14 protein-coding genes and 1 tRNA gene are annotated in these 14495 nt (G+C 43.5%); 5 read left to right on the top strand and 10 right to left on the bottom strand.

Translation table 11 applies throughout. The features are described from left to right. Window positions 1–145 precede the first annotated feature (145 nt). Both ACHUFW_RS13500 and ACHUFW_RS13505 read left to right on the top strand, forming a co-directional pair. On the top strand, window positions 146–577 hold the full coding sequence (locus tag ACHUFW_RS13500; protein ID WP_394203850.1) for a DUF3859 domain-containing protein: 432 nt from the start codon (window positions 146–148) through the stop codon (window positions 575–577). Window positions 578–704: 127 nt separating this feature from the next. Beyond that, window positions 705–1268, top strand: a complete 564-nt coding sequence (locus ACHUFW_RS13505) for a sugar O-acetyltransferase (protein WP_394203852.1) — start codon at window positions 705–707, stop codon at window positions 1266–1268. A 591-nt stretch (window positions 1269–1859) separates the two neighbouring features. On the opposite strand, the gene ACHUFW_RS13510 is transcribed toward ACHUFW_RS13505, so the two are convergent. From ACHUFW_RS13510 to yjjG, 3 genes are all read right to left on the bottom strand, one after another. Beyond that, a tRNA-Ser gene (locus tag ACHUFW_RS13510) sits at window positions 1860–1950 on the bottom strand. 115 nt (window positions 1951–2065) lie between these two features. Next, window positions 2066–2695 carry a YidC/Oxa1 family membrane protein insertase gene (locus ACHUFW_RS13515; RefSeq protein WP_394203854.1) on the bottom strand — a complete coding sequence of 210 codons (630 nt, stop codon included), beginning with the start codon at window positions 2693–2695 and terminating at the stop codon, window positions 2066–2068. Window positions 2696–2762: 67 nt separating this feature from the next. Then, window positions 2763–3443 (bottom strand): pyrimidine 5'-nucleotidase, encoded by a 681-nt coding sequence (yjjG, locus tag ACHUFW_RS13520; protein ID WP_394203856.1) that lies wholly within the window; start codon window positions 3441–3443, stop codon window positions 2763–2765. Between the two features lie 217 nt (window positions 3444–3660). On the opposite strand from yjjG, the gene lepB reads away from it, so the two are divergent. Continuing rightward, complete coding sequence (lepB, locus tag ACHUFW_RS13525; protein WP_394203858.1) at window positions 3661–4311, top strand: signal peptidase I; 651 nt, start codon at window positions 3661–3663, stop codon at window positions 4309–4311. Window positions 4312–4331: 20 nt separating this feature from the next. Here lepB and ACHUFW_RS13530 read toward each other — a convergent pair whose 3' ends face one another. Next, window positions 4332–5771: an aminotransferase-like domain-containing protein gene (locus ACHUFW_RS13530; protein WP_394203860.1), complete on the bottom strand. Its 1440-nt coding sequence runs from the start codon at window positions 5769–5771 to the stop codon at window positions 4332–4334. A gap of 105 nt (window positions 5772–5876) precedes the next feature. Here ACHUFW_RS13530 and ACHUFW_RS13535 point away from each other — a divergent pair, with 105 nt between their 5' ends. Both ACHUFW_RS13535 and ACHUFW_RS13540 read left to right on the top strand, forming a co-directional pair. Beyond that, window positions 5877–6395 carry a GNAT family N-acetyltransferase gene (locus tag ACHUFW_RS13535; RefSeq protein WP_394203862.1) on the top strand — a complete coding sequence of 173 codons (519 nt, stop codon included), beginning with the start codon at window positions 5877–5879 and terminating at the stop codon, window positions 6393–6395. Next, window positions 6392–6946: a GNAT family N-acetyltransferase gene (locus tag ACHUFW_RS13540; RefSeq protein ID WP_394203864.1), complete on the top strand. Its 555-nt coding sequence runs from the start codon at window positions 6392–6394 to the stop codon at window positions 6944–6946. Before ACHUFW_RS13535 ends, ACHUFW_RS13540 begins: the two co-directional genes overlap by 4 nt. Before the next feature lie 10 nt (window positions 6947–6956). Here the strand turns inward: ACHUFW_RS13540 and ACHUFW_RS13545 are convergent, their stop codons facing one another. The 6 genes from ACHUFW_RS13545 to ACHUFW_RS13570 all read right to left on the bottom strand — a co-directional run bounded on the left by ACHUFW_RS13545 (window position 6957) and on the right by ACHUFW_RS13570 (window position 14264). Further along, a complete protein-coding gene (locus tag ACHUFW_RS13545; protein WP_394203866.1) occupies window positions 6957–7280 on the bottom strand; it encodes a hypothetical protein in 324 nt (107 codons plus the stop codon). Between the two features lie 544 nt (window positions 7281–7824). Then, window positions 7825–9684: an alpha/beta hydrolase family protein gene (locus tag ACHUFW_RS13550; RefSeq protein WP_394203867.1), complete on the bottom strand. Its 1860-nt coding sequence runs from the start codon at window positions 9682–9684 to the stop codon at window positions 7825–7827. A 273-nt stretch (window positions 9685–9957) separates the two neighbouring features. Continuing rightward, complete coding sequence (locus ACHUFW_RS13555; RefSeq protein ID WP_394203869.1) at window positions 9958–10290, bottom strand: hypothetical protein; 333 nt, start codon at window positions 10288–10290, stop codon at window positions 9958–9960. Between the two features lie 92 nt (window positions 10291–10382). Beyond that, window positions 10383–10562 (bottom strand): hypothetical protein, encoded by a 180-nt coding sequence (locus ACHUFW_RS13560; RefSeq protein ID WP_394203871.1) that lies wholly within the window; start codon window positions 10560–10562, stop codon window positions 10383–10385. A gap of 274 nt (window positions 10563–10836) precedes the next feature. Then, window positions 10837–13017 (bottom strand): peptidase domain-containing ABC transporter, encoded by a 2181-nt coding sequence (locus tag ACHUFW_RS13565; protein WP_394203873.1) that lies wholly within the window; start codon window positions 13015–13017, stop codon window positions 10837–10839. Beyond that, on the bottom strand, window positions 13017–14264 hold the full coding sequence (locus tag ACHUFW_RS13570; protein WP_394203875.1) for an HlyD family secretion protein: 1248 nt from the start codon (window positions 14262–14264) through the stop codon (window positions 13017–13019). Before ACHUFW_RS13570 ends, ACHUFW_RS13565 begins: the two co-directional genes overlap by 1 nt. Window positions 14265–14495 lie beyond the last annotated feature (231 nt).

Genomic DNA, 14495 nt, shown 5'->3' on the forward strand with positions numbered 1-14495 from the left:
ATGTTCATCAATAATACGCCAAGAAATAGAATATTGTAGCAATTTAATACATTTATTAAGATCGATTATGCCAAGCAGTTAACAAAATTGGCGATGAATACCAGCTCGATATGATAAACTGGCTTGTCATTTACAAGGACTCCCCATGTCAAAACTCAAACCTCAAGTCGATGTCATTCAAGCGGGTATTTTTACCCAATGGCAGGAGGACAGCGACGCCTTACCTCGGCTGTTAAAAGCCACCATGCATGTGCCGGCAGAAATTGATATTGAGTTTGGGTTTGTGGCGCAAATAAAGAAAGCTAAAAATCAACTCTTAAGGTACTGCATTTATCATCCAGATATTCCTGATGATAATGGCCAACCACGTCCGCCGTTTGACGGTGAGGTCTATGTTGAGTCTAATGATTGGAAATTCTATTTAGGCGATACTATTTGGGCACCAGAACATAATAAAGTTGGCCGATGGCGTATGACACTGGAGCTAAAAGGTCAGGTCGTAGCAGAGAAAACCTTCATCGTGAACCTCAACAGTGAAGAAGACAAAATCGCCGCTTTTTGGAAACGCCGTAGCTAGACTCAGCAAAACCGATATCAAAAATGTGCTCCATCGCTAAGTTAGCACCATGCTCAATACAGTAAACTGCTCACCACTAGTGACATGATTAATGGCATGTTGCAATTGAGATAAACTGAGGCAGCAAATGACCGAATTCGAAAAAATGCTCGCTGGAGATGACTTTGATGGCGGAGCGGATTGCCTCAATCAAATCCGTCAACAGGCTTCTGATTTACTGCTGGCCATTAACCAGCATAGTGAACAAAGCCAACGTGATGCACTATTTCAGCAACTGATGGGGAACATTGCTACTTCAAGTATCATTCGCTCACCATTTTATTGTGAATTTGGCAAAACCATCTTCATTGGCGAAAACACCTTCATCAACATGAATGTCACTATGCTCGATGGCGCTAAAATTACCATTGGGAATAATGTGTTAATCGGCCCAAACACCCAATTATATTGTGCTAGCCACGATTTAAACTATCTTGCACGTCGCAACTGGAAAACCATTTGCGCGCCCATCACCATTGAAGATGATGTTTGGATTGGTGGCAATGTGGTGATTAACCAAGGTGTGACGATTGGAGCACGCGCCGTCATTGCTGCGGGCTCAGTGGTCAATAGCGATGTCCCCGCCGGTTGCCTCTACGGCGGCACACCTGCGAAGTTAATAAGAGTGCTTGATGAAAACACGCCTGCTTAAAGCAAAGATACACAAGCCATAGGCCATTAAAGGCTGCAGGCTTAAGCACTAAGCACCTGATAACAAAGCCCGCTAAAGATTAGCGGGCTTTCTTAATACGGCACTGAGATAGCTGACTTTAACAATAAAACCCCTAGGTTCATTGCAGCTAAAAAGCAAAAAAACCGTCATCTCTCGATAACGGGTTTCTCTTAATATGGCGCAGAGATAGCTGACTTTAAACAACAGCAACCCGAGGGTTCAATGCTTTAAAACGAAAAAAGGCCACTCTTTCGAGTAGCCTTTTTCTTAAAATGACGCAGAGATAGCTGACTTTAACAATAGGAACCCTGGGTTCATTGCAGCTAAAAAGCAAAAAACCCGTCATCTCTCGATAACGGGTTTCCCTTAATATGGCGCAGAGATAGCTGACTTTAACAAAAGGAACCCTGGGTTCATTGCAGATTAAAAGCAAAAAACCCGTCATCTCTCGATAACGGGTTTCCCTTAATATGGCGCAGAGATAGCTGACTTTAACAAAAGGAACCCTGGGTTCATTGCAGATTAAAAGCAAAAAACCCGTCATCTCTCGATAACGGGTTTTTCTTAATATGGCGGAGAGATAGGGATTTGAACCCTAGACGGGCTATAAACCCGTGCCGGTTTTCAAGACCGGTGCATTCGACCACTCTGCCATCTCTCCAAGGCCGCTGATAATAAGGAAGCTGCAGATAAATGTAAACCCCTGTTTTTGACAACTGCGCAAGAAAACAACATTTAACACAAAAATGTCGATTAACTGCAGAGATAACCCGCAACTAGCTCATATTTTCAACTTTTTGATGACGCAGATACCACTGACAAATTGCCGACTGCAGCATTGTCCAAAAGGCACTCACTCCATAGCTGATCGCGATGGTAGCGGGAAAACTCATCAACGCAACGATAGCCACCAGCGCGGGAATCATCGCCATATACCAGTGCACCTCACCGGGTGTCAGCATCATTGTCATGAAAGTCAGTAGACTGACACACAAAGCAAGCAGGTAGTCAGGCTTGGCAATATTCTCTATCCAGTAAAACGTCGAATTGACGCTCCACTGCTTAAGGCTGGCAAATAGTGTGATTCCAATACCTGACTGCCCCAGTCCATTCATCAGTTGGGCGGGAGTAACTAGGTTGATACCGTTGGCTTTTCGAAGCTCAGCCAAGGCTTGCATCTGCTCAACCGCCGTACCTTGAGATTTAATTGTCGCTAATTGCGGTGATAAGCGAGCAAGCTTTGCACGCTGAACATACTGCTGGTAGGTCGCTTTAAGCGAAACGGGTAACAAGATTAAGCGAATCAAACTGACAAATACCACTATGGCTAAGGCATCAGAAAGTCCAAATTGCAACTGCAAAAACAATAAGCCGTGTTGGGTTAAATTGATAAGTTCGTTCCACATGATAATAGTCATCCCTGCAAGACATAATATGTCAAACTACCATCAAGACATATTATGTCAAGAAAAACTATTTATCACCGACTAACTGCTGCTGAAGTTGAGCCAGTGATTTAACCTCGTAGTGCGGCGTTATTCCTGCAGGCGTCGGCTCATTGCGATGATTCAGCCAACAGGTATCAAAGCCCGCATTCAATCCCCCTCGCACATCAGACTCAGGATTGTCCCCGACCATCAATACGTGTTGTGGTGCTGGGTTGCCCATTAACTCCAGAGCATGGTTGAAAATCGCCACATCCGGTTTTGCTACCCCAACCTCTTCGCTAATAACAACCGGAGAAAAAGCGCCCAATAATCCGGTACGATCTAAACGAATGGTTTGAAGTTCAGTAAAGCCATTAGTAATAATCCCCATACTCACTTTATCGGCAAGCGCATCAATGAGTTCGCGAGCACCTGGCAATAATGTACAAATATCTGCCATCGCCTGTAGGAAAGCACTATTTAATGCTTGGGTAGTCACTTGCAACTTCTCAGCCCAGCCTTTAAAACGAGTATGTTGCAACTGCTTGGCAGAGATTACCCCATTTTGATAGTCGACCCACAGCGGTAAATTAACTTGCTGATAATGGGCAAAATCTGCAGCAGTAAAGTCGATATTGAAACGCGAGAACATCAACTTAAGGCCTTGATAGGCATCGAAATGAAACAGGGTTTCATCGGCATCAAATAATATCCACTGGTACTTCATTTTTACTCCAGTTTAATGAAAATCTTGATATCTTCGTCTTTTAGGCAGCGCACTATAGCAGCAGTTTCTACTGCCAAAAACACATTTACTTACTTTTCGCGACCCAAAAAGCGGAAACTAAATCAGCATAATTAGGTCAATAACGTCATACAACTTGCTAGGGCGTGTTGTTACCAACCAAAAGGAAAATGCTCTTAACTGAGCCTAAGGAAAACTGATGCTCAATCGAATCAAACATGTGTTAAAACAAAACCAAGGGCTGCTCACTTTTATCCTGCTAATGTGTGTGTTTAGGAGTGCTGTTGCTGACTGGAACCACGTGCCGAGTGGTTCAATGAAACCGACCATATTGGCCGGCGACCGACTGGTTGTGAACAAAATGGCTTATGATTTACGCCTACCGTTTACCCAGATATCAATGCTTCACATCGCCGATCCTGCACATGGAGACATTATTACTTTTGAATCCGATGTTGCCGATGAACGTCTGGTAAAAAGAGTCATCGGCCTGCCCGGTGACACGGTAGCCATGCACGAGAACCAGCTTTTCATCAATGGGAACGCTGCCCACTACCAATCGCAGCTTAGCAATGTGATTTATGCTGATGCGATTGAGCAAACGCTTAACAGCAGTCGGCAAGTTCGCCTGCATCACCGCGCATCAAAACTGGCCAACTTCAATACCGTCACCGTACCCGATAACCACTATCTGGTACTCGGTGATAACCGTGATGCCAGTGCCGATTCCCGCGTCATCGGCTTTGTCCCACGCCATGAAATCACCGGCAAAGCGCATACTGTTGCTTTTTCTAATGACCTAGATAACCACTACTTATTTCGCAAACAGCGTTTTTGGCTAAGCCTATAAGCGGTGTGCGGTAATATTTACTAGGGCGAATTAAGAAACGTCACCAGTAGCTGTGCAAATTGAGCAACGCCTTGTTGCATGTTGTCATCCCATGGCAAGGCGTAAGTAATACGAAAATAATCATCATAGTTTGCTGACAAAGAAAACATCCGTCCGGGAGCGATCGCCAGCTTATGCTCAATAAGGTATTGCCACAATTGCCTACTGTCTCGACCATCGGGAAGTTTAAACCATAAACAAGGCCCGCCCTCTGGTTGACTCACATATAAGTCGCTACCAGTTATTCCAGCCAACGCCCCTTGGAGCCTGCTAATCGTCTGCGCGTAGTTGAAGCGGATCTGCTGCCGCAGCTGAACGAGATGCTTGCGATACTGCCCTGACTCTAACATCTGTAACAACATAAATTGCAAAGCAATACTCGGCTCTTCTGCCAATACTTGCTTGGTAAACTGACACGCCTCCACGGTGTTGACGCAAAGTAGATAACCTAAGCTAATGGTCGGTGAAACGGTATCGTAAAAGTCAGCGATACTGATAAGCTTGCAAGGTGAATCAGCAGGGACTAAACACGCCAAGGTTTTCGGGCGTTGATGGCCAAAATACAGCTCCCCTCGATCATATTCAATCAAGGTAACTTCATGGGCTACCGCCCAGTCAATCAGTTGGAGTTTTTGCTGTTCACTGAGTACTCGGCCAGTAGGATCAGCAAAATTAGGATTCACCAAGTAGGTCGAAAAAGGTTCCCGCTGATAGGTCGCGGTTAACAGGGCTAACTCATCATCAAAGTTATGCTGCATCGGCACTTCAATCACATCGGCATTAAACTGTTTCAACGTCGCTTGAAAGTAAAACGACATAGGTGATTCGACCGCAATTGGCGCCTTTAATGCCAAGGCAGCATGCAATGCCACCATTAACCCTTCTTGACGGCCATTGGTGATCAGTACGTTGTCAGCGGTAAAGTGTTGCCCACTGGATTGCAGGTGCATACAAATGGCATGACGTAACTCAGCAATCCCCTCAATCGGATCTTGCATCCACAGCTTATACGGACGCCGCTTAATAGCCTGCTTATGCAGTTTGTTGAGCAACAGTTCGCAATCTAGCGCTGTACTGGGTGCCGTGCATGACAGAGGTAAAATAGCTGGGTCATTAAACGAGTATTGCACAGCTTCATCAAGGGAGAGCCCTGCCACCACACGGTTAATCTGGCGACCGTAATTTGGCGCCATTGTAGGCTCAGATAATCGCGTATTGCCTTTAACAAAGTAGCCTTGCTTGGGCTTAGCTACAATCCAGCCCAAACGCTCAAGTTCATGGTATGCCTGCACAATCGTGGACACCCCAAGTTGTTTCTGCTGCGCTAGTTTGCGTACCGAAGGCAATCGATGTTTAAGACTGCCCGATTCTATCTGTGCAATAACGTCATCTATGATTTTTTGGTACTTAAAAGTTGCCATCACGTCATCTGTATTGGTTTTTTTTGATTACAACTGTATCTGTTTTGCTTTTTAAACTCTAGGTAAAGTAGTTACAGATAACCACTTACAACACAGGTAAATACAATGGCGATAATAACGGAAACTCCAAGACTCATTATCCGGCAGTTTACAATGGACGACGCCCAAGCCGTGGTTGACTTCAACGCACCTGAAGCAGTCAATCGCTACACCGGTGATGCCGGTTTATGTAATAGCTTGGAAGATGCCAAAGCCATCATCAATGATATTTGGCTTAAAGAATATGCCCAATACGGCTTCGCTCGCTGGGCTGTGGTAGAGAAAGCCAGCGGCAAAGTGATTGGCTTTTGCGGGTTTAAATTTGAAACTCGCATCAATGCGGTCGATATTGGCTATCGTTTTCATCCAGATTATTGGGGGGTGGGCTATGCAACAGAGTCCAATCAGGCTTGCATTGACTACGCACGGGATCATTTAGACATTGATCAAGTCTATGGTGAAGTCATGCCAGAAAATACTGCCTCCTCTCATGTGCTTAAGAAGCTAGGGATGAAGTTTGTCAGGCAGTATCAAGATGATGGCTACACTATCGACAGTTACGCAATGAACATCAAAACGCCATGAAGACACCGCCTGAATTAGCGACATCGCGGCTTCTTTTAGATGAATGCGTACTCTCTGACGCCGAAGCGGTTTTCTCACTGTTTGCCGATAACAAGGTGACCCAGTTTTATGATTTAGCTGCCTTTGAAAACTTAGAGGCGGCCCGCGAGCTCATCAAACAAGATGCTATCAAGCATCAACAACAGCAGATGTTGCGCTGGGCCATTAGGGATAAATACACCCAGCAATATCTTGGGGGTTGCGGCGTCAACCATTTTGAGCCACAACGTCATGTCGCCGTCATCGGTTATGAGTTAATCCCACAAGCATGGGGGCAAGGCTTGGCAACAGAAGCATTGCAGGCAGTGATTGATTATTTATTTACGGAGTATCAACAACCCATTAATCGCCTAGAAGCCTTTGTCATGCAGGGCAATATCGGATCGGAAAAGCTACTCACAAAACTTGGATTTCATTGTGAAGGCGTATTGCGACAGCACAGTTATTGGAAGAACCAGTATCATGATCTGTCGCTATTTAGCTTATTAAAACAGGACTATAACAACCGATAGCTAAATATACTTATTCGGCGTCATTATCGTACTGATGTCGGCTTGCCGTATTGGCAGCGGGTGCCACTTGCTCGTCAGTGCCACGCTCTAATTCAGGGGCAACCAGCATCGCAGTCGGACAGCTTTCGTTACCATTGAGTACCTGATAATGCACTTGTCTAACCGTACGGTATTCACACATAGTGATATGGCCTTCGGTCTTATATTTAGTCAGTTCAGCGGTAACGGCAGTGTTAGGTGAAGCATAGGCGGCTGACATTAATCCGGTACCTAAAACAAACGGTACAGCCAAAATAAATTTACCTAAACGAAAACGAGTCTGTAATGCAGCCATAAATTGTCCTTACTTGATTTACTAATCAACAAGTGACAATTTAGCAGGCACAAGCTGTACCTATACTTAACAAAGACGTTTAAATGATTTAACGCTACGTTTTCTCAATCAGTTCTCAAGTGATAGCTGAAATACCAGCTCAACCAATGGCATATGCTAAAGTATCAGGCACTTTACTGCTCGTTAGAGTGAGCAATAAAGCACCTTACACCAAACTGCTAAGCCCTACTCATCAGCAATTGACAACGTCGAAAATGTCGCTCTTGCAATACAATCGATAACTAAGAGGCCCGCTATTGTTGCAAGCCACAATTTGATATCTGAAGTAGACATCAGTTTTCCGAAAAAAATAAGCGTAGAGAAACCCCATTGCAAACCCAAAAAGTATGCTTGGTTTATAAGTTATAATTAGCGCCGCTCTACAGCTATCACAGCTAAGTTTATTTAACCTTTTGGGAAAAATAATTCTTGATAGTCGCTGAATACTGCCACATTGAGGACAAGCAAGCATGAAACTCCCTTTTCTTTTTTTAAGCAGCGTCCATTAACTACCAATGTGTTTATCCAAAAAGCCAAGTATCGCTTGATTAGCTTCTAAAATATTGGCTTCTTTATAAAAGCCATGCGCTTCTTTATCTTTAACCAGCCACTCATAGGGGTGGTTTTGTTTTTCCAGCGCTTTTTTCAATGCTTCAGCGTGTTCTATAGGGGCTCGTTCATCATCTTCACCATGAATAATAAGCACTGGCGCTTTTAACTTGGCAATGTGATGAACTGGCGATTGCGCACGCTGCTCAACCTTGTCAGTGCCGAGTGTCGTATCTAAGTAGGCATCTCCCCAAGCATTGTCTTTAACATCGCCTTCGTCATAGAGCATTTCTAAGTCATAAACACCGGCGTAACCAATGGTACATTTAAAGGTATCAGGCGATTTTACCGCACTTTGTAATGCACTATAGCCACCAAAACTCACCCCAAAGATACACATGTTATCTTTGTCTGCGATGCCCTGCTGAACCGCGTATTTGGTTGCAAGCAAGATGTCATCTTGGATTTTGGTTCCCCAATTACCGTATCCGGCTTTTTCAAAGTTTTTACCATACCCCGATGACCCCCTAAAGTTGACCTGAACCACTGCATAACCAGCATTAGCCAACATTTGCACCTGTGGATCGTAACCCCAGTAATCCCTTACATGTGGGCCACCATGGGGCATCACCACTGTGGGCAACTGCGTTGACTTGCCTTTCGGTAACGTCATCAAACCATTTAGAATAAGACCATCTGGGGTTTTAATTCGAAATGGCTCAGTCATCGCCATTTTGTTAGGATCAATCCAACTGCGAGCACTCATCAAATGTCTCGCTTTCATGGTTTGCGTATCAAATAGATAAAAAGTCCCTGGATTGCGGTCGCTACTCACGTGAACAATCGCCTGCTTGCCATCTCGAGTTTTACTACTCACAATCACGCTGTCACCATTAAAAGCTGACACAAGCGCTTTATGCAATTTTGCATCCTCAGAGCTCGGCTTGAGGTATAGATAATTAGGATAATCCTCATCCAACCGCAGGCCATAAACCTCATTGAGATCTGAGCTCATCGCATAAGTCGGGTCGACCATTTCACTGCGATATAATTGAGTTTCTTTTTGGGTATTGAGGTCGAAGTGATATAAACCTTTTGGACCACCATCACTACTTTTTAATGCATAGACACTTTGATTATCTGGGGCAAAAGCAATCGGTTGAAACTCACCTTCAAACTCTTTGCCAAACTCAGCCCAAGACTCGCCCTTACCTTGGGAATAGAATAACTTCGTATTGAAATCATCATCTGTTCCGGCGACAAAACGAGGTACACCATTGTGGTCTACAAGAAACTGGCTATATGCAATGGGTGCACGCTTTACTCGCGTACTACGTCCACTGTAAACATTTAACTTGGCAACTTCAGGTATCACATCAGTTTTACGGCTAAAGGCCTTTTTATAGATAAGCACATGCTTGTCATCGCCCTCTAAGTTATCCAGTAAAAAACCACCATGAGCAGTCGGCTTTTTGCTACGGTAACCAAAAATCATCCGTCTTTTAGCGCCGTCATAGTTCACCGCATACAGCTCGCCATAACTGACAGGTTTTTCCAGTGAGCCTTTTACCTGCTCCACTTGCACAATCACCCGCTCATCGTTAACCCAGTAATAATCGGCAACCTGATCCCTTTTTTCTCCACCTAAACTAAAAGTCACTTCAAAGGTTTTACTATCTAGAAAAGCCAAGGTTTTACGGCCATCAGTATTGATTAATACCGCTAAATGTTTGCCATCCGGTGAGATTTTTACATTATGAAACTCACTATGGCGAGAGAAGTCTTCAATCGAAGTAGCATAAGCAGGTTTGAACATGCCACTTGCTAAAGCTGAAAAGAACAAAATTGGTATAAAAAGCAGACTCAACCTATTATTTTTATAGAAAACTAACTTATTCAATATAAAATCATTCAATCGCATATCACCACCTCTACGACAAGACCCCATGAAAATACTAACAGCCTTACTTAATTAACTTCACTATTTTCTCAATCAAAGTTTCCTTGCCAAGAAAAAATTGAATCAGGCTAATAAAAAACACTAGCTTGATAGAAAGCATTAGAGCCTGAAAAAAAAGCAACATAACCACTATTGCGATAATTTAAAATTTGAAAAAACGACAGTTATCTTTATCTTCATTAGTAATATGACGAGATTCAAAAGCGCAGCACTGAGGAAAAGTACATGAATAGGCATATCATCTCTAACCATTAACGCCCAAGCTGTCATAAGTATAAATAACAATCCATTGCGCCACTCATCGGTGACCAACTCGTACTTTTCCCCCTTTCTCAAAACTTTAATTTTTACCCAAAGAAATGGATGAATAATCAAATTATTAGATGACATGCTGTACCTAATACCATTAAACTTGAGAAAGTTACACATATCCTTAAGGTTTTCACCCTCTAAATTTTTCATAAATAATTCCTAAATCAACTAAATTGAGGCGATAGAATTCCTATCACCTCTAGATTTAAATACTTTTAAACCTTATTTTTATAACTATAAAGTTAGCGCATATCCCAATTAGCAGCTATTAAGCCGCCTATAGCAAGAATAGCACCAACACCTGTTGCCCCTGCAGCAACAAAGGCAGCTGTTGCAACTATGCATTCTGCAGCGACTTGCCCAGAACTCTTAGCATGCCCACCACTAACCTGTTCAATTTCATTTTTTGTAAGTTCTTGCATAATATCTTCCTTAATTTAAACTGTTTAACGTTATGTTTGCCTAAGTGCTTGAATGGGTATTTTGCCTTATCAAGTACTTAAGCGACTGACTAAGGACGGCGTTTCCGGCTAAAGTTGCGCCGCCCTTACTTTTAACCTTTACCACTGCAATGTGATTGCATCTTTGTGGTATTGGCTAAAATCCTTTTCATTGTTTGTTATTATTGCTTCTTGTTTTGGCTCTTTTTATTAATGCTTTTCATTGGCTCGGTTCACTCTTAGTGAGCGAGCTATATCACTCCGTTAACTGCTGCACTTGCTGCAACTGCTGCATTTGTGCTTGGGTATAAACTTTACCCTGGTACATCACTAGCACTTGCTGGGCTTGTTTAATGGTTTCCGGCCGATGAGCAATAATCACTCGCGTCATCTCCAGCTGTTTTATTTGCTCGGTTATTTTAGCTTCATTGTCGATATCAAGATGGCTGGTTGCCTCATCCATAAACAGTAAACGGGGTTGCTGGTACAGTGCCCGCGCAAGCAATAAGCGCTGAATTTGCCCACCTGAAAATTGGCTGCCCATGTCGCCCACGAGCGTGTTATAGCCCATGTTCATTTTGCTGATATCGGATTCAATCGCAGCAAGTTGTGCGCATTGCTGCATACGCAGATAGTTAGGCTCTGGGTCAAAGAAAGTAATGTTGTCGGCAATCGAGCCAGATAACAGGGTGTCATCTTGCATCACCGCCGCTATCTGCCGGCGATATTGGATTAAGCCGATTTGAGTAATATCTTGGCCGTCAATTAATATTCGCCCTTGGGTAGGCGTTAACAGCCCGAGCATCAGCTTAACTAAAGTGGTTTTGCCACAGCCCGACTCTCCCACAATAGCAACGGATTCACCGGCTTCGATGGTTAATGACACATTGTCGATAACTTGTTTTTCGTTGTCACCATAGCTAAAACAGACATTCTCCAATCTTAGTTGACCACTAACATGATTAAGTGACTGGCTGGCATCACGATGCGGCTCTTGTTGATGCAGGGCAATATCGGATATACGGTCTAAATGTAAACGCAGCATCCGAAACAGAATGAGTTGTTCAATTAAACTGGCAATACGCTCAGTAAGTTGATTTTTATAGGCGATGAAAGCCAGCACCATACCTATGGTTAATCCACCACTCATCACAATAGTCGCAGCAAGATAGACCACAATGACATTTTCGATACCAAACAGCAGCTTGTTGGCTGCATCGAAGCTAATTTGCAGTTTACCTAAACGAATATCGGCGTTTATGACTTCGCTGTAGCGATTTTGCCAAAGACTTTGTCTTTGTGGCTCACAGGTAAACAGCTTGATGGTTTGTATGCCACGAACATTTTCTAAGAAATTGGTTTGCTCTTTCGCACTGGCTTGAATGGATTCTTCTGTTGCGCGGTGCAATGGACGATACAAAGCAAATCGAATCAGCGTGTACATGGTAATAGCGGCCAGCACCACCATAGTTAGCTGTACGCTATAAAGCAGCATCATCACCAGTACAGCAATCGACATCACGCCATCAACTAAAGTCTCAACTAAGCCGGTGGTCAAACGCTCACGTACTTGTGCAAGCGAGCCAAAACGAGAAACTACATCGCCAATGTGGCGCTTTTCGAAGTACTGCATCGGCAAGCGCAACAAGTGACGTAGTAGGTTCACCCCCATCTGCATGTTTAACAGGCTAGATACCCTAAGCACTAACCAACTGCGCACACCGGTAGTCACCACGTTAATTATCGCTAGTAGCGCAAAACCAATAGCCAGTACAATCAGCAAAGGCTTGTCTTGACTAATTAACACCTCATCAACCACCCACTGCATATAATAGGGGCTAATCAAAGCAAAAGCTTGCAACAACACAGATAAGACAAATAAGGTTAGCAACGCTCGGCCCAAACCGGTCATCTTGCTCCACAGCTGTGACAGGCGCATCTGTTGGCGTTCATCTTGCTGTTTAAAACCTTTAGTCGGCGTTAACTCTAGTGCAATCCCAGTGTAATGTTCAGCAAACTCTTTGAGCGATAGGTTGCGCTTGCCAAGTGCAGGGTCATTGATAGTCAAACCGCGCTTAGTCACACCGGTTAACACCACAAAGTGGTTCATATCCCAATGCAGCACACAGGGCAAAGATAGCTTACCAATATCTTCAATCGGACATTTTAGCGCGCGACTGGCTAAACCTACGTTGTCGGCCAACTCAATGAGTTGCTGTAGATTCATCCCCTTAAGGTTGGCCGTAAAACGCTTACGCAGTGCCGCCATATCTAACTTATGGCCGTGAAAACTTGCCACCATTGCCATACAGGCAAGGCCACACTCGGCCATTTCGGCCTGTAGAATCAGTGGCACACGCTTTTTGCCAGAAAATTCCAATAGGCTAATTGCGCTAGCTTGCTGCTCATTATCAGGATGGCTTGATAAGTCAGTCATTAGCCCACCCTCCCTTGCAAGCTGTAAATGGGGTCAAGTAACCAATCCAGTAAGCTACGGCTATCAAGTACAATATCCGCTTCTAGCAACATGCCACTTTTTAAGGGAAATTTATCCCCATAAGCCTTAACCGATTGTGCTGATAAATGAGTGCGTATTCGATAAACTGGTTCTTGCAGTGCTATAGGGACATTGGCCTCGCCATCAAGTAGTAGGGCTTTATCAATCCGCACCACTTCACTTTGTAAAAAGCCGAAGCGTTGATAGGGAAAAGCATCAAACCTAAGCCTAGCTTCATCACCCTTTTTAACAAAACCTGCCGAACGTGTTGGTAACAGTAGTTCTGCAACCAACTCTGCCCCTTGTGGAATAATGCTAAGCAGAGGTTTGTTTGAGCTAGCAAGCTCCCCTTCTACCACTTGTATCGCGGCAATGGTTCCGGCCTCAGTGGCTTTAATCACATATCGATGGTTATTACGTGTTTCATCAATCTGCCTATTTAGATCAGAAATGCGCCTATCAACATCATTTTGCTTTAATTGATATTGATGCGGTAAAAGTTCTAACTCAGCGCTGGCTTTATTCAAGTCACTTTGCAACTGAACTCGGTTAGCTTGCAAGTTTTCTAGCTCTTGCCTAACAGCGATAAACTTCTCTTGCTGAGCTTGGTACTCTAATGTTGATATGAACCCATCGGTAAATAGCGATTGATGTTGGGCGTGCTGCTGTTGCTGCAAGGAAAATTTTTCTGTCAATAATTGCTCAAGCTGCTCGGTCACAGTGAGTGAGCGCTGAATATCTTTAATAGCAATGTTGAGTTTGGTGATTTCTTTTTGCTTTAAAGCCTGATTGGTATATTGCTCCTCACGTAACAGCGATATTTGCTTTTCCAGTTGCTCAATAAGGTTTTCACTTAACTCAGCGCCCGACACCATAGCGCGGTTTAATACAATGGTCGCTAACGCCTGACCACTTGCGACTTTATCACCCTCTTTTACATGTAATGTTTCAATATTACCGCTACGGCTGGCATAAGCCTTAATTACGCCTTTATCCGGGACAATATAACCGCGTACCGTTTCTTTGCGGGCATAACTTGAAAAAGATAAGAATAGGGCTATTGCGAAAACAATAGAAAATAAAATAAATGCAGTGGTATAAATAGATAAAGGCTGCGCAAGTGTAATATCGCCATGCAATTTACTTTTTTGCGCTTCAACGGCTTGTTTTCTAAACATCCCTGACATTACCACTCCCTAGTGCTACTACATTTAAATAACAACCTCAAAATTAACTATTGAGACTATTAATTAAAAACTCCTAGACTCTGCTCCAGCAGATGACAATATCAATAAAACATACCATCAACATTTCAGCAACAGCGTTAAGCTTCATAAAAATTTGAAAAACAATATAAATTACCAGATACAAAAAGTAACAACAGATGCAAAAACATGCAGGAAAAATATTTCTTTAAT

This window comes from Shewanella waksmanii, from assembly GCF_043643685.1.
GTDB classification, from domain to species: Bacteria; Pseudomonadota; Gammaproteobacteria; order Enterobacterales; family Shewanellaceae; genus Shewanella; species Shewanella waksmanii_A.

Excerpts from the sequence above, each read along its gene's own strand:
- yjjG (WP_394203856.1), bottom strand. The coding sequence starts at position 3,443 with ATGAAGTACCAGTGGATATTATTTGATGCCGATGAAACCCTGTTTCAT.
- ACHUFW_RS13515 (WP_394203854.1), bottom strand. The coding sequence starts at position 2,695 with ATGTGGAACGAACTTATCAATTTAACCCAACACGGCTTATTGTTTTTG.
- ACHUFW_RS13540 (WP_394203864.1), top strand. The coding sequence starts at position 6,392 with ATGAAGACACCGCCTGAATTAGCGACATCGCGGCTTCTTTTAGATGAA.
- ACHUFW_RS13500 (WP_394203850.1), top strand. The coding sequence starts at position 146 with ATGTCAAAACTCAAACCTCAAGTCGATGTCATTCAAGCGGGTATTTTT.
- ACHUFW_RS13570 (WP_394203875.1), bottom strand. The coding sequence starts at position 14,264 with ATGTCAGGGATGTTTAGAAAACAAGCCGTTGAAGCGCAAAAAAGTAAA.
- ACHUFW_RS13545 (WP_394203866.1), bottom strand. The coding sequence starts at position 7,280 with ATGGCTGCATTACAGACTCGTTTTCGTTTAGGTAAATTTATTTTGGCT.
- ACHUFW_RS13565 (WP_394203873.1), bottom strand. The coding sequence starts at position 13,017 with ATGACTGACTTATCAAGCCATCCTGATAATGAGCAGCAAGCTAGCGCA.
- ACHUFW_RS13535 (WP_394203862.1), top strand. The coding sequence starts at position 5,877 with ATGGCGATAATAACGGAAACTCCAAGACTCATTATCCGGCAGTTTACA.
- ACHUFW_RS13560 (WP_394203871.1), bottom strand. The coding sequence starts at position 10,562 with ATGCAAGAACTTACAAAAAATGAAATTGAACAGGTTAGTGGTGGGCAT.
- ACHUFW_RS13555 (WP_394203869.1), bottom strand. The coding sequence starts at position 10,290 with ATGAAAAATTTAGAGGGTGAAAACCTTAAGGATATGTGTAACTTTCTC.
- ACHUFW_RS13550 (WP_394203867.1), bottom strand. The coding sequence starts at position 9,684 with ATGTTCAAACCTGCTTATGCTACTTCGATTGAAGACTTCTCTCGCCAT.
- ACHUFW_RS13530 (WP_394203860.1), bottom strand. The coding sequence starts at position 5,771 with ATGGCAACTTTTAAGTACCAAAAAATCATAGATGACGTTATTGCACAG.
- lepB (WP_394203858.1), top strand. The coding sequence starts at position 3,661 with ATGCTCAATCGAATCAAACATGTGTTAAAACAAAACCAAGGGCTGCTC.
- ACHUFW_RS13505 (WP_394203852.1), top strand. The coding sequence starts at position 705 with ATGACCGAATTCGAAAAAATGCTCGCTGGAGATGACTTTGATGGCGGA.